This window comes from Streptomyces sp. NPDC052064, assembly GCF_055585925.1.
The window spans coordinates 112513-128549 of the sequence record NZ_JBVJJE010000001.1; the positions used below are offsets into that span (position 1 = coordinate 112513).

Here is a 16037-nt window from a genome sequence, read left to right on the forward strand (position 1 = left end):
GACCAGGCCAGGCCCCTAGCTGCTCGGCTTCGGGCTCGGACTGCCGCTCGGGCCGGCGCTGGGCTTGCTCTCGCCGCCCCCGGCACCCCCGCGGCCGGCCTCGGCCTGCGCGTCCTCGGCCCGCTGCAGAGCGTCCTCCAGGTCCTTCTGCGCCCGGCCGTACGCCTCCCAGTCGTTCCCCTTCAGGGCCTCCTGACCCGCGTCGAACGCCTTCTGGGCGTCCTCCAGGGCCTGTTGGACCGTCGGGTTCTCGGACGTCGGCGGTGGCGTCGTGGTGTCACCCTCGTCCGGTGGCTCCTGGGCCGGCCCCTCCGTTCCGAAGATCTTGTTGAGGGCCTCGTCGAGCGTGTTCTCGAAGGCGGTCTGGCCGCCGTAGGTGACCAGCACCTTCCGCAGCAGCGGGTACTTCAGTCCACCACCGCGTACGTAGACCGGCTCCACGTAGAGCAGTCCGCCGTCGAGCGGCACCGTCAGCAGGTTGCCGTACTCGACCTCGGAGTCACCGCCTCTCAGGAGCCTGATGGACTCGGCGATCTCCTCTTGCGAGTTGAACTGACTCTGGACCTGCTGGGGTCCGTTGACCGTCGTGTTCGTCGGCAGTTTCAGGATTCTGATCCTGCCGTAGTCACTGGTGCCCGCCTCGGCGTCGACCGCCATGAACGCGCTGAGGTTGTCCCGGCCGTTGGGCGTGAAGGTCGTCGTCAACGAGAACGACTGGGCCTTCTGGTCGGGCATCCTCATGCTCAGGTAGTACGGCGGCACCGCGCTGCCCGACCGGTTCGTCGGGTCGTCCGGCACCTGCCACACCTCGCTGCCGCTGAGGAACGTCGTCGCGTCCTTCACGTGGTAGCGAGTGAGCAGCTCCCGCTGGACCTTGAACAGGTCCTGCGGGTAGCGCAGGTGGTCCATCAGGCCCTTGGAGATCTCGCTCTTGGGCTTCACCGTGTCCGGGAAGGCCTTCATCCAGGTCTTCAGGACCGGGTCCTTGGTGTCCCACTGGTAGAGCTTGACTTCGCCGGTGTACGCGTCGACGGTCGCCTTCACCGAGTTGCGGATGTAGTTGACCTGGTTCTGCTGGGCCACCACCGCGCGGTTGTCGTTGGTGGCGGTCAGCGAGTCGGCCGTCGTGTCACCGAGGGTCGTACGCGAGGAGTACGGGTAGCCGTTCGTCGTCGTGTACGCGTCGACGATCCACTGGATCCGGTTGTTCACCACCGCCGGGTAGGCGTCGCCGTCGATGGTCAGCCAGGGGGCGACAGCCTCGACGCGCTCCTTGGGCGTGCGGTTGTACAGGATCCGCGAACCGTCGCCGATGGCGCCGGAGTAGAGGATCTGCGGCTCGCCGAACGCCACCGCGTACGCGGCCCGGTTGACCGGGTTGGAGAGGTTGACCCCGCTGTCGCCCTTGTAGCTGGTGGTCTTCTCGCCGTTGTCGTCGGAGTAGTCGATCTCCTTCTGGGGACCGCCGACGATCGAGTACGTGGTGGTCTTCTCGCCGTAGTAGACCCGCTGCTCGTACGTGCCGAGGTCGCCCTCGGAGGGCAGGTCGGACTCCGTGAAGACCGGCCGGCCCTGGGCGTCCGAGTTGGTGCCCTCGGCGGCGACCACTCCGTAGCCGTGGGTGTAACGGAAGTGGTTGTTGATCCAGTTCTTCTTCGGGATGCCCGCCAGGTTCAGCTCACGCAGGCCGATGACCGTGTCCTGGTCCTTGCCGTCCTTGGCGTAGCGGTCGACGTCCAGGTTGGTCGGGAACGCGTAGTAGTTCCTGATCTGCTGGAGCTGCTGGAACGTCGGCGAGACGATGTTCGGGTCCATGATCCGGATGCTCGCCGTGGAGCCGACGTCGTCGCGGAGCGTGGTCTTGTCCTCGGTCTTGCTCGTACCCGAGTAGTCGGTGACCTTGGTGCCGTCGATGCCGTACGCCTTGCGCGTCGCCTCGAGGTTCTTCTCGACGTACGGCGCTTCCTTGGCCTGCTCGTTCGGCTGGACCTGGAACTTCTGCACGATCGCCGGGTAGAGGCCGCCGATGAGGATCGCGGAGAGCACCATCAGGCCGAAGCCGATCACCGGCAGCTGCCAGGTGCGCCGCCACAGGGTGGCGAAGAACAGCAGCGCGCAGATGACGGCGATGCAGAACAGGATCGTCTTGGCCGGCAGATAGGCGTTGGCGTCGACGTACCTCAGGCCCGTCCAGTTGTCGGTCGCCCTGAAGTCGCTGGACTTGACCGCGAGTCCGTACCGGTCGAGCCAGTACGCGACCGCCTTCAGGGCCACGAAGACGCCGATGAGCACCGACAGGTGCCCGGTGGCCGCCGCCGTGGCGCGGGCGCCGGGGCTGGTGACGCGCAGCCCGCCGTACAGGTAGTGCGTGAGCGCGGCGGCGATCACGGACAGGATCGCGGCGGCGAAGCCGAAGCCGAGCAGGAACCGGTACCAGGGCAGGTCGAAGGCGTAGAAGGAGACGTCCAGCTTGAACTGGGGGTCCTTCTGGCCGAAGGGCACGCCGTTGACCCACATCAGCCACGTCCGCCACTGGCCGGACGCGGAGGCGCCGGCGATCAGGCCCACCAGGGCCGTGATCCCGAGCAGCAGCCACTTCTTGTAGGGCGCGATGCCCATCCGGTAGCGGTCGAGGTTCTGCTGCTCCATGGACATGGCGCTCAGCGGCGGCCGCATCCGGTGGGCCAGCCAGATGTTGAAGCCGACCGCGAGGGCCATGAGCAGGCCGAAGACGAAGAAGAGCCCGATCTTGGTCCACAGGGTCGTGGTGAAGACCGTCGAGTACTTCACCGACCGGTACCAGAGCCAGTCCGTCCAAAAGCCCGCGAACATGGTGAACGCCATGCCGAGGACGGCCAGGACGCCCAGTGTCATGAGCAGGGTCCGGACACGCCGGGACGGGCGGCCCACTCTGATCCGCGGCCCTGTCGGGCCCCCGCCGCGGTCCGGCATCTGGAAAGCCAAGGTGCGCACCTCGAAGTTCGCTGTTGATTCGTCAGGCCCGCGTCTTCACGGACCGTCTGCGGCCCCCGTGATCGTGGGCCCCCACCTATGCAACTTACTCACCGCTTACTCGGTTCCCGATTCCGGCCGGGAACGAGGCAGGATTGTGACCATGTCCAACACTCCCATGGCGGCGAGCCCGCTCACCCGGGCCGTGCTCGAGATCGACGAGTACGTCTCCGGCCTCGGCTGGGACCAGCCCGCCCGCCTCTTCGCACTCGTCGACACCGCCCGGCTCCGGGCCGAACAGCCCTCGCTCGCGGACCGGCTCGGTCTGGACGACGAGTCGGAGAACTCCGGCCTCACCCCGATCGAGCAGGACGAAGTACCAACGGGCAAGCCGCTCGACGAGTTCCTCGCCACCATCGCCTGGCCCGACGCGGTGGCCGGCTGCGCCCTCGCCGTGGAGCGCCTGATGCTGCCGCCGTCCGCGGAGGCCCAGGTTCCGCAGGGCCTGGACAAGGCCGCGCTCTCGAAGTGGGTGGCTGAACACCCGGACCGTCAGGAGGTCCGCATGACGGTCGCGGTCCTCCGGGACGGCACCCGCGAGTCGGCCCTGCGCCTGCGCGAGAAGGACTCCCCGACGGACGTCCTCACCGGCTCCGACCTGGTACCGGGTCTGGCGGAGGCATTGGCGGCGACGTTCGAGGAGTAGCCGGGCGCCTGCGCGGCCCGGGCCGGTCGCCCGGCCCGGCGGACTACTTACCGCACTTCGGCAGATCGGCGGTGTCACCGGTGCGGAGGTCCTTGAGAGCGCCGAGGGCGTCCTCGATGGTGTTCACCTTGATGAGGGTGAGGCCCTCGGGGGTGTCCTTGGCGGCGGCCTCGCAGTTCTCCGCGGGTGTCAGGAAGTACTGCGCGCCCTTGGCCCGCGCACCCACGGTCTTCATCTCGATGCCACCGATCGGGCCGACCTTGCCCTCGTCGTCGATCGTCCCCGTACCGGCCACGAACCTGCCCCCGGTCAGGCTGCCCGGCGTGAGCTTGTCGTAGATGCCGAGCGCGAACATCAGACCTGCGCTCGGCCCGCCGACATCGGCCAGCTTGATGTCGATGGTGAACGGGAACGTGTGGTCGGTCCCCGCGGAGATCCCCACGATGGCCCGCTTCTCGCCGGCGTCGTCCGACGTCGTCGTGGTGAGGGTGATGTCCTGCGTCTTCGTCGGCGTCCGCTTCTCCTTCTCCGCGGCGGCCTGCTCCTTAGCGGGCACGATCGTGAAGCGCACGTCCTGGCCCGGCTTGTGCTTCGTGACGAGCTTCGAGACGTCGGTCGGCTCCTTCACCGGCGTACCGTCGACGGCCTTGATCACATCCCCCGCGTGCAGCTCGCCCTCGGCCGGCGAACCCTTGACGACCGTCGAGACGATGACCCACGACTTCACCGGAACGTCGAGTTCCTTCAGCGCGGCGACCTTGGCGCTCTCCTGGGACTGACTGAACTCCTCGGCGTTCTCCTGCGTGGACTGCTCCTCGGTCTTGCCGTCCGGGTAGAGCGTCTCGTGCTGCACCACCTTGTTGTCATGCGCGAGCCAGCCGTAGACGGCCTCGACCAGGTTCATCCGGTAGTCGGCGCTGGTGACCCGGACCGTCGTCATGTTCAGATGACCACCGGCCGCATACGTCTTCCGCCCCGAGATCCGGAGCACCGGCTCGCCGCCGTGATCGCCCAGCGTGTTCACCGTCGGCCCCGGGGACATCTCCGAATACGGCACGGGGATGAACACTCCCGCGCACAGGAGCGCGATCAGCATCAGGGTGGAGGCGAGCATCGTCGCGGTGCGGCGTGGCATGACTCGACAGTACGGGACGGTCCTGTCAGCGTACCGTCAGGGCCGCCCGTCCGGGGCGGCCCTGCGCGCTAAAACGCCTGTGACCTGCGGTTTTCCCGGCCGTCAGCTACCCGGCCGAGGCTTCTCCATGGCCTCGCGGAAGCGGGCGTAACCGACGAGCTCCGGGCCGTCGCCACGGACCTTGCGGGTCCGGCTGGCCCAACTGCCCCAGAGGCCCGCGCCGATCGCAGCCACAAGCGGAATCAGCAACCAGGCAAGCGCCGCCATGCCGAACTCCAACCCCTTGAGCGTCCGCAACTGACTGATCAGCAGATTAACCATCCGCAGTGACAACGCTCACGCCAGGGGTTCGGTTACGCAACCGGAAGACCGCGTCCCGGATTCAGCAGGCGCCCACCCACTCCTCGGTGCCGTCGGAGAACTTCTGGTGCTTCCAGATGGGCACTTCGTGCTTGAGGTCGTCGATCAGCTTCCGGCAGGCCTCGAAGGCCTCTCCCCTGTGCGGACACGACACGGCGACGACCACGGCGAGGTCACCGACCCGGAGATCCCCCACCCGGTGCACGGCCGCCAGCGCCCGCACCGGGAACTCGGCGACGACCTTCTCGGCGATCCGCCTCATCTCGGCCTCGGCACTGGGGTGACAGGAATACCCCAGCTCCGCCACGTCGGCACCCCCGTCGTGGTTCCGCACGGTGCCCACGAAGAGCGCGGTGCCGCCGGCCGCGTCGTCCCCTACGGCCCGGAACACCTCGTCCACGGAAAGGGCCGTGTCCCGGATCCCGATCAGCCTGATCGGATCCTGCGCGGCCTGCTCACCCGGGTGATCGCTCGTGGATGCCATGCCTCCATCGTGCCGCACGCGACCGACAGCGCGGAATAGAGCTATCGACCGGCACGCGCGCGTGGGCGTTGGACTCTCCTACGACGGGACCGGCCGGGCCGGCCGGCCGGGCGGGTCAGATGCGCCGCCGGGCCTTCCGAGCCCGTCGCACCACGGCGGCCGCACCCAGCAGCGCCACCGTCGCTCCCGCGGCACCCGCGGCCGTCGCGTCCTTGCGGCCCAGCCGCCGGCCGGCCACCGTGTGCCGGCCGGAGACCTCCTCCAGGAGCTCCGCCAGCACCTCCTCATTGGTGTACTGCGGCCGCCACCCGGCGTCGTGCAGCCGGCTGCCGCTGACCACCCAGGGATACATCGTGTACGCCAGATCCCCGGCCGGGGACGGCGTGAGCCCGATGCGGTGCAGGCGCGCCGCCGCACCCAGCGCGACCGCCGACGGCAGCTCCATCCGCCGGATGCCGCTGAGCTCCTCGACCTCTTCCTGCTCCAGCCACCCGTCGCACCCGACGGTCAGTTCCCCGTCGACCTTCTCTAGGACGGCGTACTCCAGCGCGCCGCACAGGTCCTCGACGTGGCAGAACTGCCACGCGGGCCGCGACCCGGCGACGACGAGCAGCCGAGGAGACTCGAAGTACCTGGTCAGCGCGGTGTCCGTGCCTCCCACCAGGATCGCCGGCCGCACCACGGTGACGTTGAGCCCTGGATGTGCCCGCGGCGCCCGCCGCGCCAGCCGCTCGATCTCCAGCAGGTCGCCGACGCCCGTCGCCTCCGCCGTGGCCCGCAGCTCCGCGTCCTCGGAGAGCGGCAGCTCGTTGTCCGGCAGCGCCCCATAGACCATCGCCGAGGTACACAGCACCACCCGGTGCACGCCGGCGGCCGCGGCCGCCGTCAGGACGGTCTGCGTCCCCCGTACGTTGTAGGCCGTTCGGGCGGCCGCGTCGGTCTCCAGGTCGAGGTCCAGTGCCAGGTGCACCACCACGTCGGCGCCGCGCAGCTTGTCCGCGATGGCCGGATCACGTACATCCAGGATGTGCCACTGCGCCGCCGCGCACTCGCCACGCCGCTCGTCGATGGCGACGACCTGCTTGACCTCGTCGGAAGCGGCAAGCTGCTCGGTGAGCAACGCGCCGATGCCGTACGCGGCGCCGGTGACCGCGACGACGGGCCCGCGCGCCGCGGAGCTCGCGGAACTGGTTGACTGGTTTCGCGCTGCGCGAACCTGCGGATCTGGGGAACTCACCGGGCGTCTCCAGCGGTTGTCTTCAGTACGAGCACGAATGAAAGCGTGCGTACCAGGTGGCATCCATCCTGCCGCAGGCCGTCAGTCGGCGAAGCACCGAGGCCCGATCCGCCCCAGGTGTCTACGCTGGGTGGTGATGTCGGGCAGCCGTGCCGCCGGAAAGAACCGGCGGCCCTACCAGCCGAGGAATCCCGTGAGTGACACCCCATTCGGATTCGGCCTTCCGCCGGAGGAGCCGGACGACGGCGACGAGGGCAAGAAGAAGGACCAGCAGAGCGGTGGTGGTCAGGGACCGGCCAATCCCTTCGGTCTGGGCGGCCTGCCTGGAGCCGGAGGCTTTGGCGGCGGCCCTGGTGGCCCCGGTGCGGACAATCCGTTCGCTGCCATGTTCGGTTCCCTGAACCCCAACGACCTGGGCGCCGCGTTCCAGCAGCTGGGCCAGATGCTCTCCTACGAGGGCGGCCCGGTGAACTGGGACATGGCCAAGCAGATCGCCCGTCAGACGGTCTCCCAGGGCAGTCCTGACGGCACCAAGGACACCAGCGTCGGCCCCGCCGAGCGCAAGGCCGTCGAGGAGGCCGTCCGCCTCGCCGACCTGTGGCTCGACGACGCCACGTCCCTGCCGTCCGGCGCCGCCTCCGCGGTGGCCTGGAGCCGCGCGGAGTGGGTCGAGGCGACCCTGCCCGCCTGGAAGGAGCTCGTCGACCCGGTCGCCGAGCGCGTGGGCACCGCCATGGGCGACGTCCTGCCGGAGGAGATGCAGGCCATGGCCGGCCCGCTGATCGGCATGATGCGCTCGATGGGCGGCGCCATGTTCGGTACGCAGATCGGTCAGGCCGTCGGCGTGCTCGCGGGCGAGGTCGTCGGCTCGACCGACATCGGCCTGCCGCTCGGCCCGGCCGGCAAGGCCGCGCTGCTGCCGGTGAACATCGAGACGTTCGGCAAGGACCTGAGCGTCCCCCAGGAGGAGGTGCGGCTGTATCTCGCCCTGCGCGAGGCCGCCCACCAGCGCCTCTTCGCGCACGTGCCGTGGCTGCGCTCGCATCTGTTCGGCGCGGTCGACGGCTACGCCCGCGGGATCAAGGTCGACACGGCCAAGCTGGAGGACGTCGTCGGCCAGTTCGACCCGCAGAACCCCGAGCAGCTCCAGGAGGCCCTCCAGCAGGGCATGTTCCAGCCCGAGGACACGCCCGAGCAGAAGACCGCCCTGGCGCGTCTGGAGACGGCTCTGGCGCTCGTGGAAGGCTGGGTCGACGCGGTGGTCCACGCCGCCGCGAAGCCCCGTCTGTCGTCCGCCGACGCCCTGCGCGAGACGCTGCGCCGCCGCCGCGCCTCGGGCGGCCCGGCCGAGCAGACGTTCGCCACGCTGATCGGCCTGGAGCTTCGCCCGCGCCGCCTGCGTGACGCCTCCCGCCTGTGGGCCTCGCTCACGGACGCGCGCGGTGTCGACGGCCGGGACGCCCTCTGGCACCACCCGGACATGCTGCCGACGGCCACCGACCTGGACGATCCGGACGGCTTCGTACACCGTGAGCAGATCGACTTCTCCGAGCTGGACAAGATGCTCGGCGAGGCGGCGGACAAGCCCGACCTGAAGAAGAAGGACGAGGGCGAAGACAAGAACAAGGGCGACGACGCCGAGTGAGCCTGTACGACGACGCGGTCCTCGTGCTCAAGGAGTACGAGGACCAGACGGACCTGTGCCAGGCCTACCTCGACCATCTGGCGGAACACCCGGACGGCCTCTGGAAGGCGTGCCACGCGGGCCACATCACGGCGAGTGCCATGGTGATCGCCCCCGAGGCCGGCCGGGTCCTGCTGACCCTGCACAGAAAGCTGCGGATGTGGCTCCAGATGGGCGGCCACTGCGAGCCGGGCGACAGCTCCCTGGCGGCCGCGGCCCTGCGTGAGGCGACGGAGGAGTCCGGCGTCTCGGGGCTCTCGCTGCTGCCGGGCGGCCCGGTGCGCCTGGACCGGCATCCGATCCCGCCGCCCTGCCACTGCCACTTCGACGTCCAGTACGCGGTCCTGGCGCCGCCGGACGCCGCGCACGCGATCAGCGACGAGTCGCTCGACGTGCGCTGGTTCGGGTACGACGAGGTCGCGGAGGTGGCCGACGAGTCGGTCGTACGCCTGCTGGAGGCCACGCGCGCGAGGCTCGCGGCCTGAGGCATCGTAAGGGGCGAACCGCCTGGGCGGTCGCCCCTTACGCCTTGCCGGGTCCGTGGCCGGTCAGTTCCAGACGTTGCCCTGGTTCTGCCCGCGTGCTCCCTGCTGGCCCATGCCGTACTGGGCGGCGAGGCCCGAGCCGATCCGGGCGTTCTGCGGCGGCAGCAGTTCGCTGGGCTGGACGAGCGCGAAGCCGGTGCCCATGAAGCTCAGCTCCCAGCCCTCACCGGTGCTGCCGCGGCGCCGCCACACCCCGGACGAGTGCGTCTGGGCCTGCATCTGCACGCGCAGGCTCGTCGACCAGGCGACGATCGCGTCGGCGTCGCAGTTGACGTACTTGTCGGGCGTCACCTGCATCAGCAGCGGCATGCCCGAGGTCATCAGGGCGACCTTGCCCCGGCCGGTGATGTTGAGCTGGTACTTCCCGGAGCCGGAGATGCCGTAGAGGCTGTCGACGGCGATGACCTCGTGGTGCAGGGAGGAGTCCATCGCCAGCACATAGCTGCTGTCGACGGTGAGACCGTCCTGCTCGACCTCCATGACGTGGACGTGCTGCTTGAGGTTGGCGAGGTAGACCGTGCCCTGCCCGTGGCAGCGCATCAGGTCGAGCCCCTCACCGGTGTGCGCACGCGAGCGTGCCTGGTCGTTGCTCTGGTACTCGGCGTCGAACTCGACGAGGCCCTGGTAGGCGACCATGGTGCCCTTGCGGGCCAGGATGTCGTCGTGACCCTCCAGGGCGACGCGCAGCATCTGCTTGTTCTGCAGACTCCAGCGGTCCTGGGTCTGCTGCTCGTTGTAGGCGAAAATCGGGCTCTGCATGGCTTTGTGGCTCCCCCTCAGCCCCGGGCCCGGAGGCGGTCGGTGCTGTCCTCGCTGGGCTGGACGACGACGATGCCCTGACCGGAGAAGGCCATCTGGTAGGCCTCACCGCTGCCGCGGCCGATCAGCGACTGTGCCCGGAAGCTGCGCTTGCCCTTCACCTTGAGGTTCGGGGACCAGGCGACCAGGGCGTCTGGGTCGACGTACGTCTCGTCCTCGCCGCCTCCGCAGTCGACGACGATGGGCTTGCCCCGGGAGGTCAGCGCGACCCAGCCCTGCCCGGAGATCCTGGTGTTCCACAGGCCCTGTCCGGCGAACTTCGCAAGGCCCTTGACCCGCTCGACACCCCACGTGAGGTGGGCGTCGAAGGCGAGCAGGTTGGTGGCGTTGACGGAGATGCCGTCGCCGTTGAGGTTGATGACGACGACGTTCGCCCCGTAGTCGGAGAGGTAGAGCAGGCCGTCGCCGGAGCACTTCATCAGAGGCGCGCCCTCGCCGGTCATCCAGTCCTTCGCGATCTGGCGCACGGCCGGCGGGTTGGGCTCGTACTGCACGAACCCTTCGTAGGCGACCATCGACCCCACGCGCGCGAGGAGGTCGTTTCCGGTCTGCATGGCGACCTTCAGCATGTGGTTGCCGTGGTTCTCCATGCGGGCGGTGACGGGTGCGGGGGCGTGGCCCGCGAGCTGCTGTGTCATGACGGGCTCCCTCAGACCTCGTACGGCTGGACGACGATGAAGTTCCCGGGCGCTCCCCGGAACTGGAGGTTGACGCTCTCCCCGGTGTCACCCGGGTAGGCGTTGCGGCGCATCCGCACCTGGCTGGAGACGACGACCTGGGCGGCGGCCGACCAGGCGACCACGGCGTTGCAGTCGGCGAACGTGGTGGGCGTGACCGGCAGGACCACGGGCGTGCCGTGGGTCTTCACGACGATCGTGCCGGTGCCCGTGAACTGCATCGTGAACAGCGCGCCCCCGGGGATGCCGTGTCCCTCGATGCGGCGCACCTCGTACTGGAGGCTCTCGTCGAAGGCGAGGACGTTCTCGGCGGAGACACAGATGCCGTCACCCTGGAGCTCGATGGGGTGCAGCATCGTGGAGTCCTCGGCGAGGAACACCTGCCCCTGGCCGGTGCAGCGCATCAGCTGCATCTCCTGGCCGGTCGCGTTGCCCACGATCCGGCCGGCGAAGCCGGCGCCCTTGTAACTGAAGTCGACCTTGCCCTGGTAGAGCACCATGCTGCCCTGCCGGGCCAGCACGGGCTGCCCGCCGATGCCGAGGTCGACCCGGACGAGCTTCTTGTTCTGCTGCGTCCAGCGCTGCCCGGTGGGGGTCTCCTTGAACTGCTGGAGCGCGGCGGCGACACCGGGGCCCTGCGGTGCTCCTTGGGGCGCTCCTTGGGGCGCTCCTTGGGGCGCTCCTTGGGGCGCTCCTTGGGACGCTCCGTAAGGGGCTTGCCCGGTCTGCTGCCCGAAGGGCGGCTGCTGGCCGTAGCCCGGGGGCGGTGTGGGCTGGCCGTAGCCGGGGGGCGGGGCCGGAGCCTGGGGTGCTTGGGGTGCCTGGGGCTGGCCGTAGCCGGGCGGCGGCGGGGCCGTCTGGCCGGGGACCTGGCCGTACGGCGGCGGCTGCTGGCCCGGCTGGCCGTACGGCGCGGGCGCCGGGGCCGGAGGCGGCACCGGGGAGCCGCCGGGCGGGGTGTGCATGGGCGCGACGATGGTCTGGGCGGCGTGCACCTGGGGCGCAGGGGCCGGAGGCGGAGGCGGAGAGGCGCCGGGCGGGGGCGCGAAGCCCTGTGCCGCGGGCTGGGGAGCGGGCGCCGGGGCGGGAGCCGGGGCCGGGGGCGCTACCGGTGCGGGTGCGGGAGCCGGGGCGGGTTCCGGAGTGCCGGGGACGCCGAACGCGGGCGGCGCGAAGCCCGGGACGGCGCCGGCCTGCGGCTGCTGCGCGGCGGGCGCGGGCGGCGCGGGCGTCTCCTCCTCGGCCACTTCGCCGCCGAAGTTCTGCAGCAGCGCGTCGAGACCACCGTCGAAGCCCTGTCCGACGGCGGCGAACCGCCAGACGTCCTTCAGGTAGAAGTCGCCGAGCATCACGGCCCGTTCGGTGGAGAACTCCGAGCCGTTGAAGGGGTAGCGGGCCACCTCCTCGCCGCCGGCGACGATACGGAGGTAACCGGGGGCGATCTGCGACATATCCCCGGCGCCGTCGATCGTCGCCGTGAAGGACAGCTTCTGGATCTGCGGCGGGATCCGGTCGAGCGTCACCCGGAAGGACTCCGTGTCGCCCGCCTGGGCGCCCAGGAGCTGAATGGCCTCCTCGGGGGACTTCGGCTGGTTGTAGAAGACGAAGTACCGGTCGTCCGAGAGGCGTTCGTCGGCGTCGAGGCCGAAGCAGCTGATGTCGAAGCTCAGTCCGGGACCGGAGATCTGCACGCCTACGTACAGATCCGTGCCCGCGGTGAGGTCACTGATCCTGGCCTTGTGGCCGCGTTGGAATTCCCTGGCCATGCGTAACGACCGTCCCCCATCCAGAACGTGATTGCGTCGCGCCAGGCTAACGGCAAACTCGGACACCGGACGCAGTCGGTACAGACCCGGTACAGAACCCGCGTGCGGCCGTATCGGCAGCTCTCTCGCGGAAAGCGGTCACTTACCCCGGCGCTCACCGCGGGTGCTCATCCCGGGCGCTCAGCCACGGGACGCTCAGCCCACGGGACGCTCACCCCGCGCACCGGGCACATGGGGCAACCGCTCGGCCGCGACCACGCCTTCGAGATAGCCCCGGGCCCGCTCCGTCCGCGGATAGGCCTCCAGCAGCTCCCAGAAGCGGGGCCCGTGCCCGGGTACGAGCAGATGGGCGAGTTCGTGGAGAAGGACGTAGTCGACGACGTACTCGGGCATTCCCTGCAGGCGGTGCGACAGGCGGATGCTGCCCTCGGACGGGGTGCAGGACCCCCAGCGCGTGTTCTGGTTGGTCACCCAGCGCACCGAAGCGGGCCGGGCCCGCCCGTCGAAGTACTGGTCCGAAAGGCGCCGGGCCCGCTCGACCAGCTCGGCGTCGCCGAGGGCCCGCTTGCTCTCCTGGGCGGCCAGCTTGTCGAGCATGACGTTCACCCAGCGCTGCTCCTCCGCCTCGGACATCCGGGCGGGGATGAGCACAATGGTGCGATCGCCCTCGCGGTACGCGGAGACCGTTCTGCGTCGGCGGGCGCTCCTGCGGACCTCGATCGCGCTCGCCCCCGAGCCGCTCGGCGGCTGGCTCGTCGTGCTGCGCTGTGGCTTTCCGGCACGGTGCAGTGGGTCGGCGGGCACGCCCCGACGTTACCCGCTGCACCCGGGGAAGTCCCGGCTCCGAGACGGTTCGATGTCCATACCCTCACCGGCCGCCGGATTTGTACGACGAATACCCGCGCCTGTGGACAACTTTCGGCAGCCGGCGGCGGGTTTGGGCATGCTGGCTCTTGTCGGCGAAGCGACGGACAGGCCCGGGACCAGGCCGGGCCCGTGACCGGGTTCAGCGTGCGGCCGGTTTTAGCGCTGCCGTCATGCTCAACCGGCATACGGGGACTATCTATGGCATACGGGGGCCTCTCATGCATCCGATGGTGAAACCCGCGCTCAGGCGCGGCTGGCGCGACCTCAACACCGTGCAGTTCGGGATGACACCGGCGCATGCGATGACGCTCGGCCCGATGGACCTGGCGACGGGCAGTTTCCTCGATCTGCTGAACGGCACGCGAGGGCTGAAGCTGCTGCGCGAGGAGGGACACCGGATGGATCTGCCGGACGGCCATGTCGACGGGCTGGTGCGGCGGCTCGCACAGGCCGGGCTCCTCGACGACGCACGGGGCGGCGGACCGGCCGCCGACGCCCTGCGACAGAAGAAGGAGGTCCTCGACCGGCTGCGTCCCGACCTCGCTTCCCTGTCCCTGACCACCTCGGCGCCGGGCGACGCGATGCGGCAGCTGGCCGCCCGGCGCTCGCAGCGCGTGCAGGTGCGGGGCGCGGGCCGGGTGGGTGCCGTGCTGGCGTCGCTGCTGTCCGGGGCGGGTGTGGGCGAGGTCGACGTGCGCGACGGCGGCCGTGTGGAACCGTGGGACGTCGCTCCGGGCGGGCTGCCCGCGGAGGCCGTCGGCGACCGCAGGGACGAGTCGGCCCGCCGGGCCGTGCGCCGGGCGGCCCCGGACAGGCCGCCGCGCCGCGCGGCAGCCCAGGCATCCCCGGAGGAAGGCGACCCGGGCTTCTCGCTGGTGATCATCGCCCCGCGGGACGATGTCGCCGTGCACGCGCCCGACCCGTCGGCCGCCGAGCCCCTGATGTCCTCCGGGACACCCCATCTGTACGCCGGGGTCGTGGAGGGGACCGGGGTGGTCGGCCCACTCGTCCTGCCCGGGGAGACGGGCTGCGCCGGGTGTCTGCACGAGAGCCGCGCCGAGCGGGATCCGACCTGGCCGCGCCTGGTCGCCCAGTGGCGCTCCGGTCGGCAGCGGCAGGTGCGGCCCTGTGACCTGACGCTGGCCACTACGGTGGCCGGGCTGGCCGCCGCCCACGCGCTCGCCTTCCTCGACGGCCGGGTTCCGTCGAGCGCCGGGGCACGCTGGGAGGTCTCCGTACCCGGTCTCCACTGGCATGCGCGGCCGGTCTGGGCGCATCCGGCATGCCCGTGCGGGGCTGCGGAGAGAGGAAAGGGGGAGCACCCCTCGGAGGATGGGGCGTCACACGAGACAATGGCGGTGCAACGGCCGTCGGAGCGGTGCCGTGAGGCAGCGGCGAAGCGGCCGGCTGGGACTTGGAGGGCGCATGTCTGATCTTCCCCGGAAGGCGGTCACCCGGACCGCCAAGCTCGCCGCGCTCCCGCTCGGCATCGCCGGGCGGGCGACCTGGGGATTCGGCAAGCGGATCGTCGGCGAGTCCGCGGAGCTCGTCGGCCGCGAACTCCAACAGCGCACGGCCGACCAGCTGTTCAAGGTGCTCGGCGAGCTCAAGGGCGGCGCGATGAAGTTCGGCCAGGCCCTGTCCGTCTTCGAGTCGGCGCTGCCCGAGGAGGTGGCCGGCCCTTACCGGGCCGCGCTGACCAAGCTCCAGGAGGCGGCGCCGCCGATGCCGACGCGCACCGTGCACGCGGTGCTCGAGGAGCGTCTCGGTGAGGGCTGGCACGAGTTGTTCCTGGAGTTCGAGGACAAGCCCGCCGCGGCGGCCTCGATCGGCCAGGTCCACCGGGGGGTGTGGCACGACGGCCGCGAGGTGGCGGTCAAGGTGCAGTACCCGGGCGCAGGCGAGGCCCTGCTGTCCGATCTGAACCAGCTGAGCCGCTTCTCCCGCCTGCTCGGCCCGCTGATCCCCGGCATGGACATCAAGCCGCTGATCACGGAACTGAAGGACCGCGTCTCGGAGGAGCTGGACTACGGCCTGGAGGCGCAGGCCCAGCAGGCCCACGCCGAGGAGTTCACGGACGACCCGGACGTGATCGTGCCGCAGGTGGTGCACCAGTCCGACCAGGTCCTGATCACCGAGTGGATCGACGGCATCCCGCTGTCGGAGATCATCGCGGACGGCTCACAGGAGCAGCGCGACCGGGCCGGACAGCTCCTGGCCCGCTTCCTGTTCTCCGGCCCCGCCCGCACCGGCCTGCTGCACGCCGATCCGCACCCGGGCAACTTCCGGCTGCTGCCCGGCGGCCCGGACGGTGAGGACGACTGGCGCCTGGGCGTCCTGGACTTCGGCACGGTCGACCGTCTCCCGGGCGGTCTGCCGGCCACCATCGGCGAGTCCCTGCGCATGACCCTCGACGGGGAGGCCGAGACGGTCTACGAGCTCCTGTGCGAGGAGGGGTTCGTGAGGGAGACCATAGAGCTGGATCCCGACGCGGTCCTGGACTATCTGCTGCCGATCATCGAACCGGCCGAGGTCGAGGAGTTCACCTTCACGCGAGGCTGGATGCGCAGCCAGGCGGCCCGCATCGCAGACCCGCGCTCCCCCGCCTACCAGCTGGGCAAGCAGCTCAACCTGCCCCCGTCGTATCTGCTGATCCACCGGGTGACGCTGAGCACGATCGGCGTGCTGTGCCAGCTGGGGGCCACGGTGCGTCTGCGCGAGGAGTTGGAGGAGTGGCTGCCGGGGTTCGTCCCGGAGGATCCGGCGGATGGCGGAGAGTCGGTGGCGGAGGCATGAGCCTGAGCG

14 protein-coding genes are annotated in these 16037 nt (G+C 70.3%); 5 read left to right on the top strand and 9 right to left on the bottom strand.

The window, feature by feature from the left end; genetic code table 11:
* Nucleotides 1-15: 15 nt before the first annotated feature.
* Entirely contained in the window at nucleotides 16-2952 is a 2937-nt protein-coding gene (locus ACZ6TU_RS00580) for a UPF0182 family membrane protein (RefSeq protein WP_467679083.1), read from the bottom strand.
* A gap of 163 nt (nucleotides 2953-3115) precedes the next feature.
* Here ACZ6TU_RS00580 and ACZ6TU_RS00585 point away from each other — a divergent pair, with 163 nt between their 5' ends.
* A complete protein-coding gene (locus ACZ6TU_RS00585) occupies nucleotides 3116-3658 on the top strand; it encodes a PPA1309 family protein (RefSeq protein WP_467678906.1) in 543 nt (180 codons plus the stop codon).
* Nucleotides 3659-3701: 43 nt separating this feature from the next.
* On the opposite strand, the gene ACZ6TU_RS00590 is transcribed toward ACZ6TU_RS00585, so the two are convergent.
* The 4 genes from ACZ6TU_RS00590 to ACZ6TU_RS00605 all read right to left on the bottom strand — a co-directional run bounded on the left by ACZ6TU_RS00590 (nucleotide 3702) and on the right by ACZ6TU_RS00605 (nucleotide 6874).
* A complete protein-coding gene (locus tag ACZ6TU_RS00590; RefSeq protein ID WP_467678904.1) occupies nucleotides 3702-4793 on the bottom strand; it encodes a YlbL family protein in 1092 nt (363 codons plus the stop codon).
* A 102-nt stretch (nucleotides 4794-4895) separates the two neighbouring features.
* The gene (locus ACZ6TU_RS00595; protein ID WP_467679092.1) at nucleotides 4896-5114 is read right to left on the bottom strand and encodes a hypothetical protein; all 219 of its coding nucleotides are present in this window, start codon (nucleotides 5112-5114) and stop codon (nucleotides 4896-4898) included.
* Between the two features lie 61 nt (nucleotides 5115-5175).
* The gene (locus ACZ6TU_RS00600) at nucleotides 5176-5637 is read right to left on the bottom strand and encodes a molybdenum cofactor biosynthesis protein MoaE (RefSeq protein ID WP_355846341.1); all 462 of its coding nucleotides are present in this window, start codon (nucleotides 5635-5637) and stop codon (nucleotides 5176-5178) included.
* Between the two features lie 115 nt (nucleotides 5638-5752).
* On the bottom strand, nucleotides 5753-6874 hold the full coding sequence (locus tag ACZ6TU_RS00605) for an SDR family oxidoreductase (RefSeq protein WP_467678902.1): 1122 nt from the start codon (nucleotides 6872-6874) through the stop codon (nucleotides 5753-5755).
* A gap of 193 nt (nucleotides 6875-7067) precedes the next feature.
* Here ACZ6TU_RS00605 and ACZ6TU_RS00610 point away from each other — a divergent pair, with 193 nt between their 5' ends.
* Both ACZ6TU_RS00610 and ACZ6TU_RS00615 read left to right on the top strand, forming a co-directional pair.
* Entirely contained in the window at nucleotides 7068-8519 is a 1452-nt protein-coding gene (locus ACZ6TU_RS00610) for a zinc-dependent metalloprotease (protein WP_469545645.1), read from the top strand.
* A complete protein-coding gene (locus ACZ6TU_RS00615; protein ID WP_467678898.1) occupies nucleotides 8516-9043 on the top strand; it encodes an NUDIX hydrolase in 528 nt (175 codons plus the stop codon). The genes ACZ6TU_RS00610 and ACZ6TU_RS00615 overlap by 4 nt, the downstream gene beginning before the upstream one ends.
* A gap of 63 nt (nucleotides 9044-9106) precedes the next feature.
* On the opposite strand, the gene ACZ6TU_RS00620 is transcribed toward ACZ6TU_RS00615, so the two are convergent.
* The 4 genes from ACZ6TU_RS00620 to ACZ6TU_RS00635 form a co-directional block, all read right to left on the bottom strand.
* A complete protein-coding gene (locus ACZ6TU_RS00620) occupies nucleotides 9107-9862 on the bottom strand; it encodes an AIM24 family protein (RefSeq protein ID WP_469545649.1) in 756 nt (251 codons plus the stop codon).
* Between the two features lie 17 nt (nucleotides 9863-9879).
* Nucleotides 9880-10560 (bottom strand): AIM24 family protein, encoded by a 681-nt coding sequence (locus ACZ6TU_RS00625; protein ID WP_338782945.1) that lies wholly within the window; start codon nucleotides 10558-10560, stop codon nucleotides 9880-9882.
* An 11-nt stretch (nucleotides 10561-10571) separates the two neighbouring features.
* On the bottom strand, nucleotides 10572-12365 hold the full coding sequence (locus tag ACZ6TU_RS00630; protein ID WP_469545652.1) for a TerD family protein: 1794 nt from the start codon (nucleotides 12363-12365) through the stop codon (nucleotides 10572-10574).
* Nucleotides 12366-12560: 195 nt separating this feature from the next.
* Entirely contained in the window at nucleotides 12561-13169 is a 609-nt protein-coding gene (locus ACZ6TU_RS00635) for a M48 metallopeptidase family protein (protein WP_467678892.1), read from the bottom strand.
* A 281-nt stretch (nucleotides 13170-13450) separates the two neighbouring features.
* Here ACZ6TU_RS00635 and ACZ6TU_RS00640 point away from each other — a divergent pair, with 281 nt between their 5' ends.
* Both ACZ6TU_RS00640 and ACZ6TU_RS00645 read left to right on the top strand, forming a co-directional pair.
* Nucleotides 13451-14665, top strand: coding sequence for a TOMM precursor leader peptide-binding protein (locus ACZ6TU_RS00640; RefSeq protein ID WP_467678890.1), 1215 nt, complete (start codon nucleotides 13451-13453; stop codon nucleotides 14663-14665).
* Nucleotides 14658-16028, top strand: coding sequence for an ABC1 kinase family protein (locus tag ACZ6TU_RS00645; RefSeq protein ID WP_467678888.1), 1371 nt, complete (start codon nucleotides 14658-14660; stop codon nucleotides 16026-16028). The genes ACZ6TU_RS00640 and ACZ6TU_RS00645 overlap by 8 nt, the downstream gene beginning before the upstream one ends.
* Nucleotides 16029-16037 lie beyond the last annotated feature (9 nt).

Bases quoted from the DNA above. Each gene is read 5' to 3' on its own strand.
- ACZ6TU_RS00580 (WP_467679083.1), bottom strand. From the start codon at position 2,952: ATGCCGGACCGCGGCGGGGGCCCGACAGGGCCGCGGATCAGAGTGGGC.
- ACZ6TU_RS00585 (WP_467678906.1), top strand. From the start codon at position 3,116: ATGTCCAACACTCCCATGGCGGCGAGCCCGCTCACCCGGGCCGTGCTC.
- ACZ6TU_RS00590 (WP_467678904.1), bottom strand. From the start codon at position 4,793: ATGCCACGCCGCACCGCGACGATGCTCGCCTCCACCCTGATGCTGATC.
- ACZ6TU_RS00595 (WP_467679092.1), bottom strand. From the start codon at position 5,114: ATGGTTAATCTGCTGATCAGTCAGTTGCGGACGCTCAAGGGGTTGGAG.
- ACZ6TU_RS00600 (WP_355846341.1), bottom strand. From the start codon at position 5,637: ATGGCATCCACGAGCGATCACCCGGGTGAGCAGGCCGCGCAGGATCCG.
- ACZ6TU_RS00620 (WP_469545649.1), bottom strand. From the start codon at position 9,862: ATGCAGAGCCCGATTTTCGCCTACAACGAGCAGCAGACCCAGGACCGC.
- ACZ6TU_RS00625 (WP_338782945.1), bottom strand. From the start codon at position 10,560: ATGACACAGCAGCTCGCGGGCCACGCCCCCGCACCCGTCACCGCCCGC.
- ACZ6TU_RS00630 (WP_469545652.1), bottom strand. From the start codon at position 12,365: ATGGCCAGGGAATTCCAACGCGGCCACAAGGCCAGGATCAGTGACCTC.
- ACZ6TU_RS00640 (WP_467678890.1), top strand. From the start codon at position 13,451: ATGCATCCGATGGTGAAACCCGCGCTCAGGCGCGGCTGGCGCGACCTC.
- ACZ6TU_RS00645 (WP_467678888.1), top strand. From the start codon at position 14,658: ATGTCTGATCTTCCCCGGAAGGCGGTCACCCGGACCGCCAAGCTCGCC.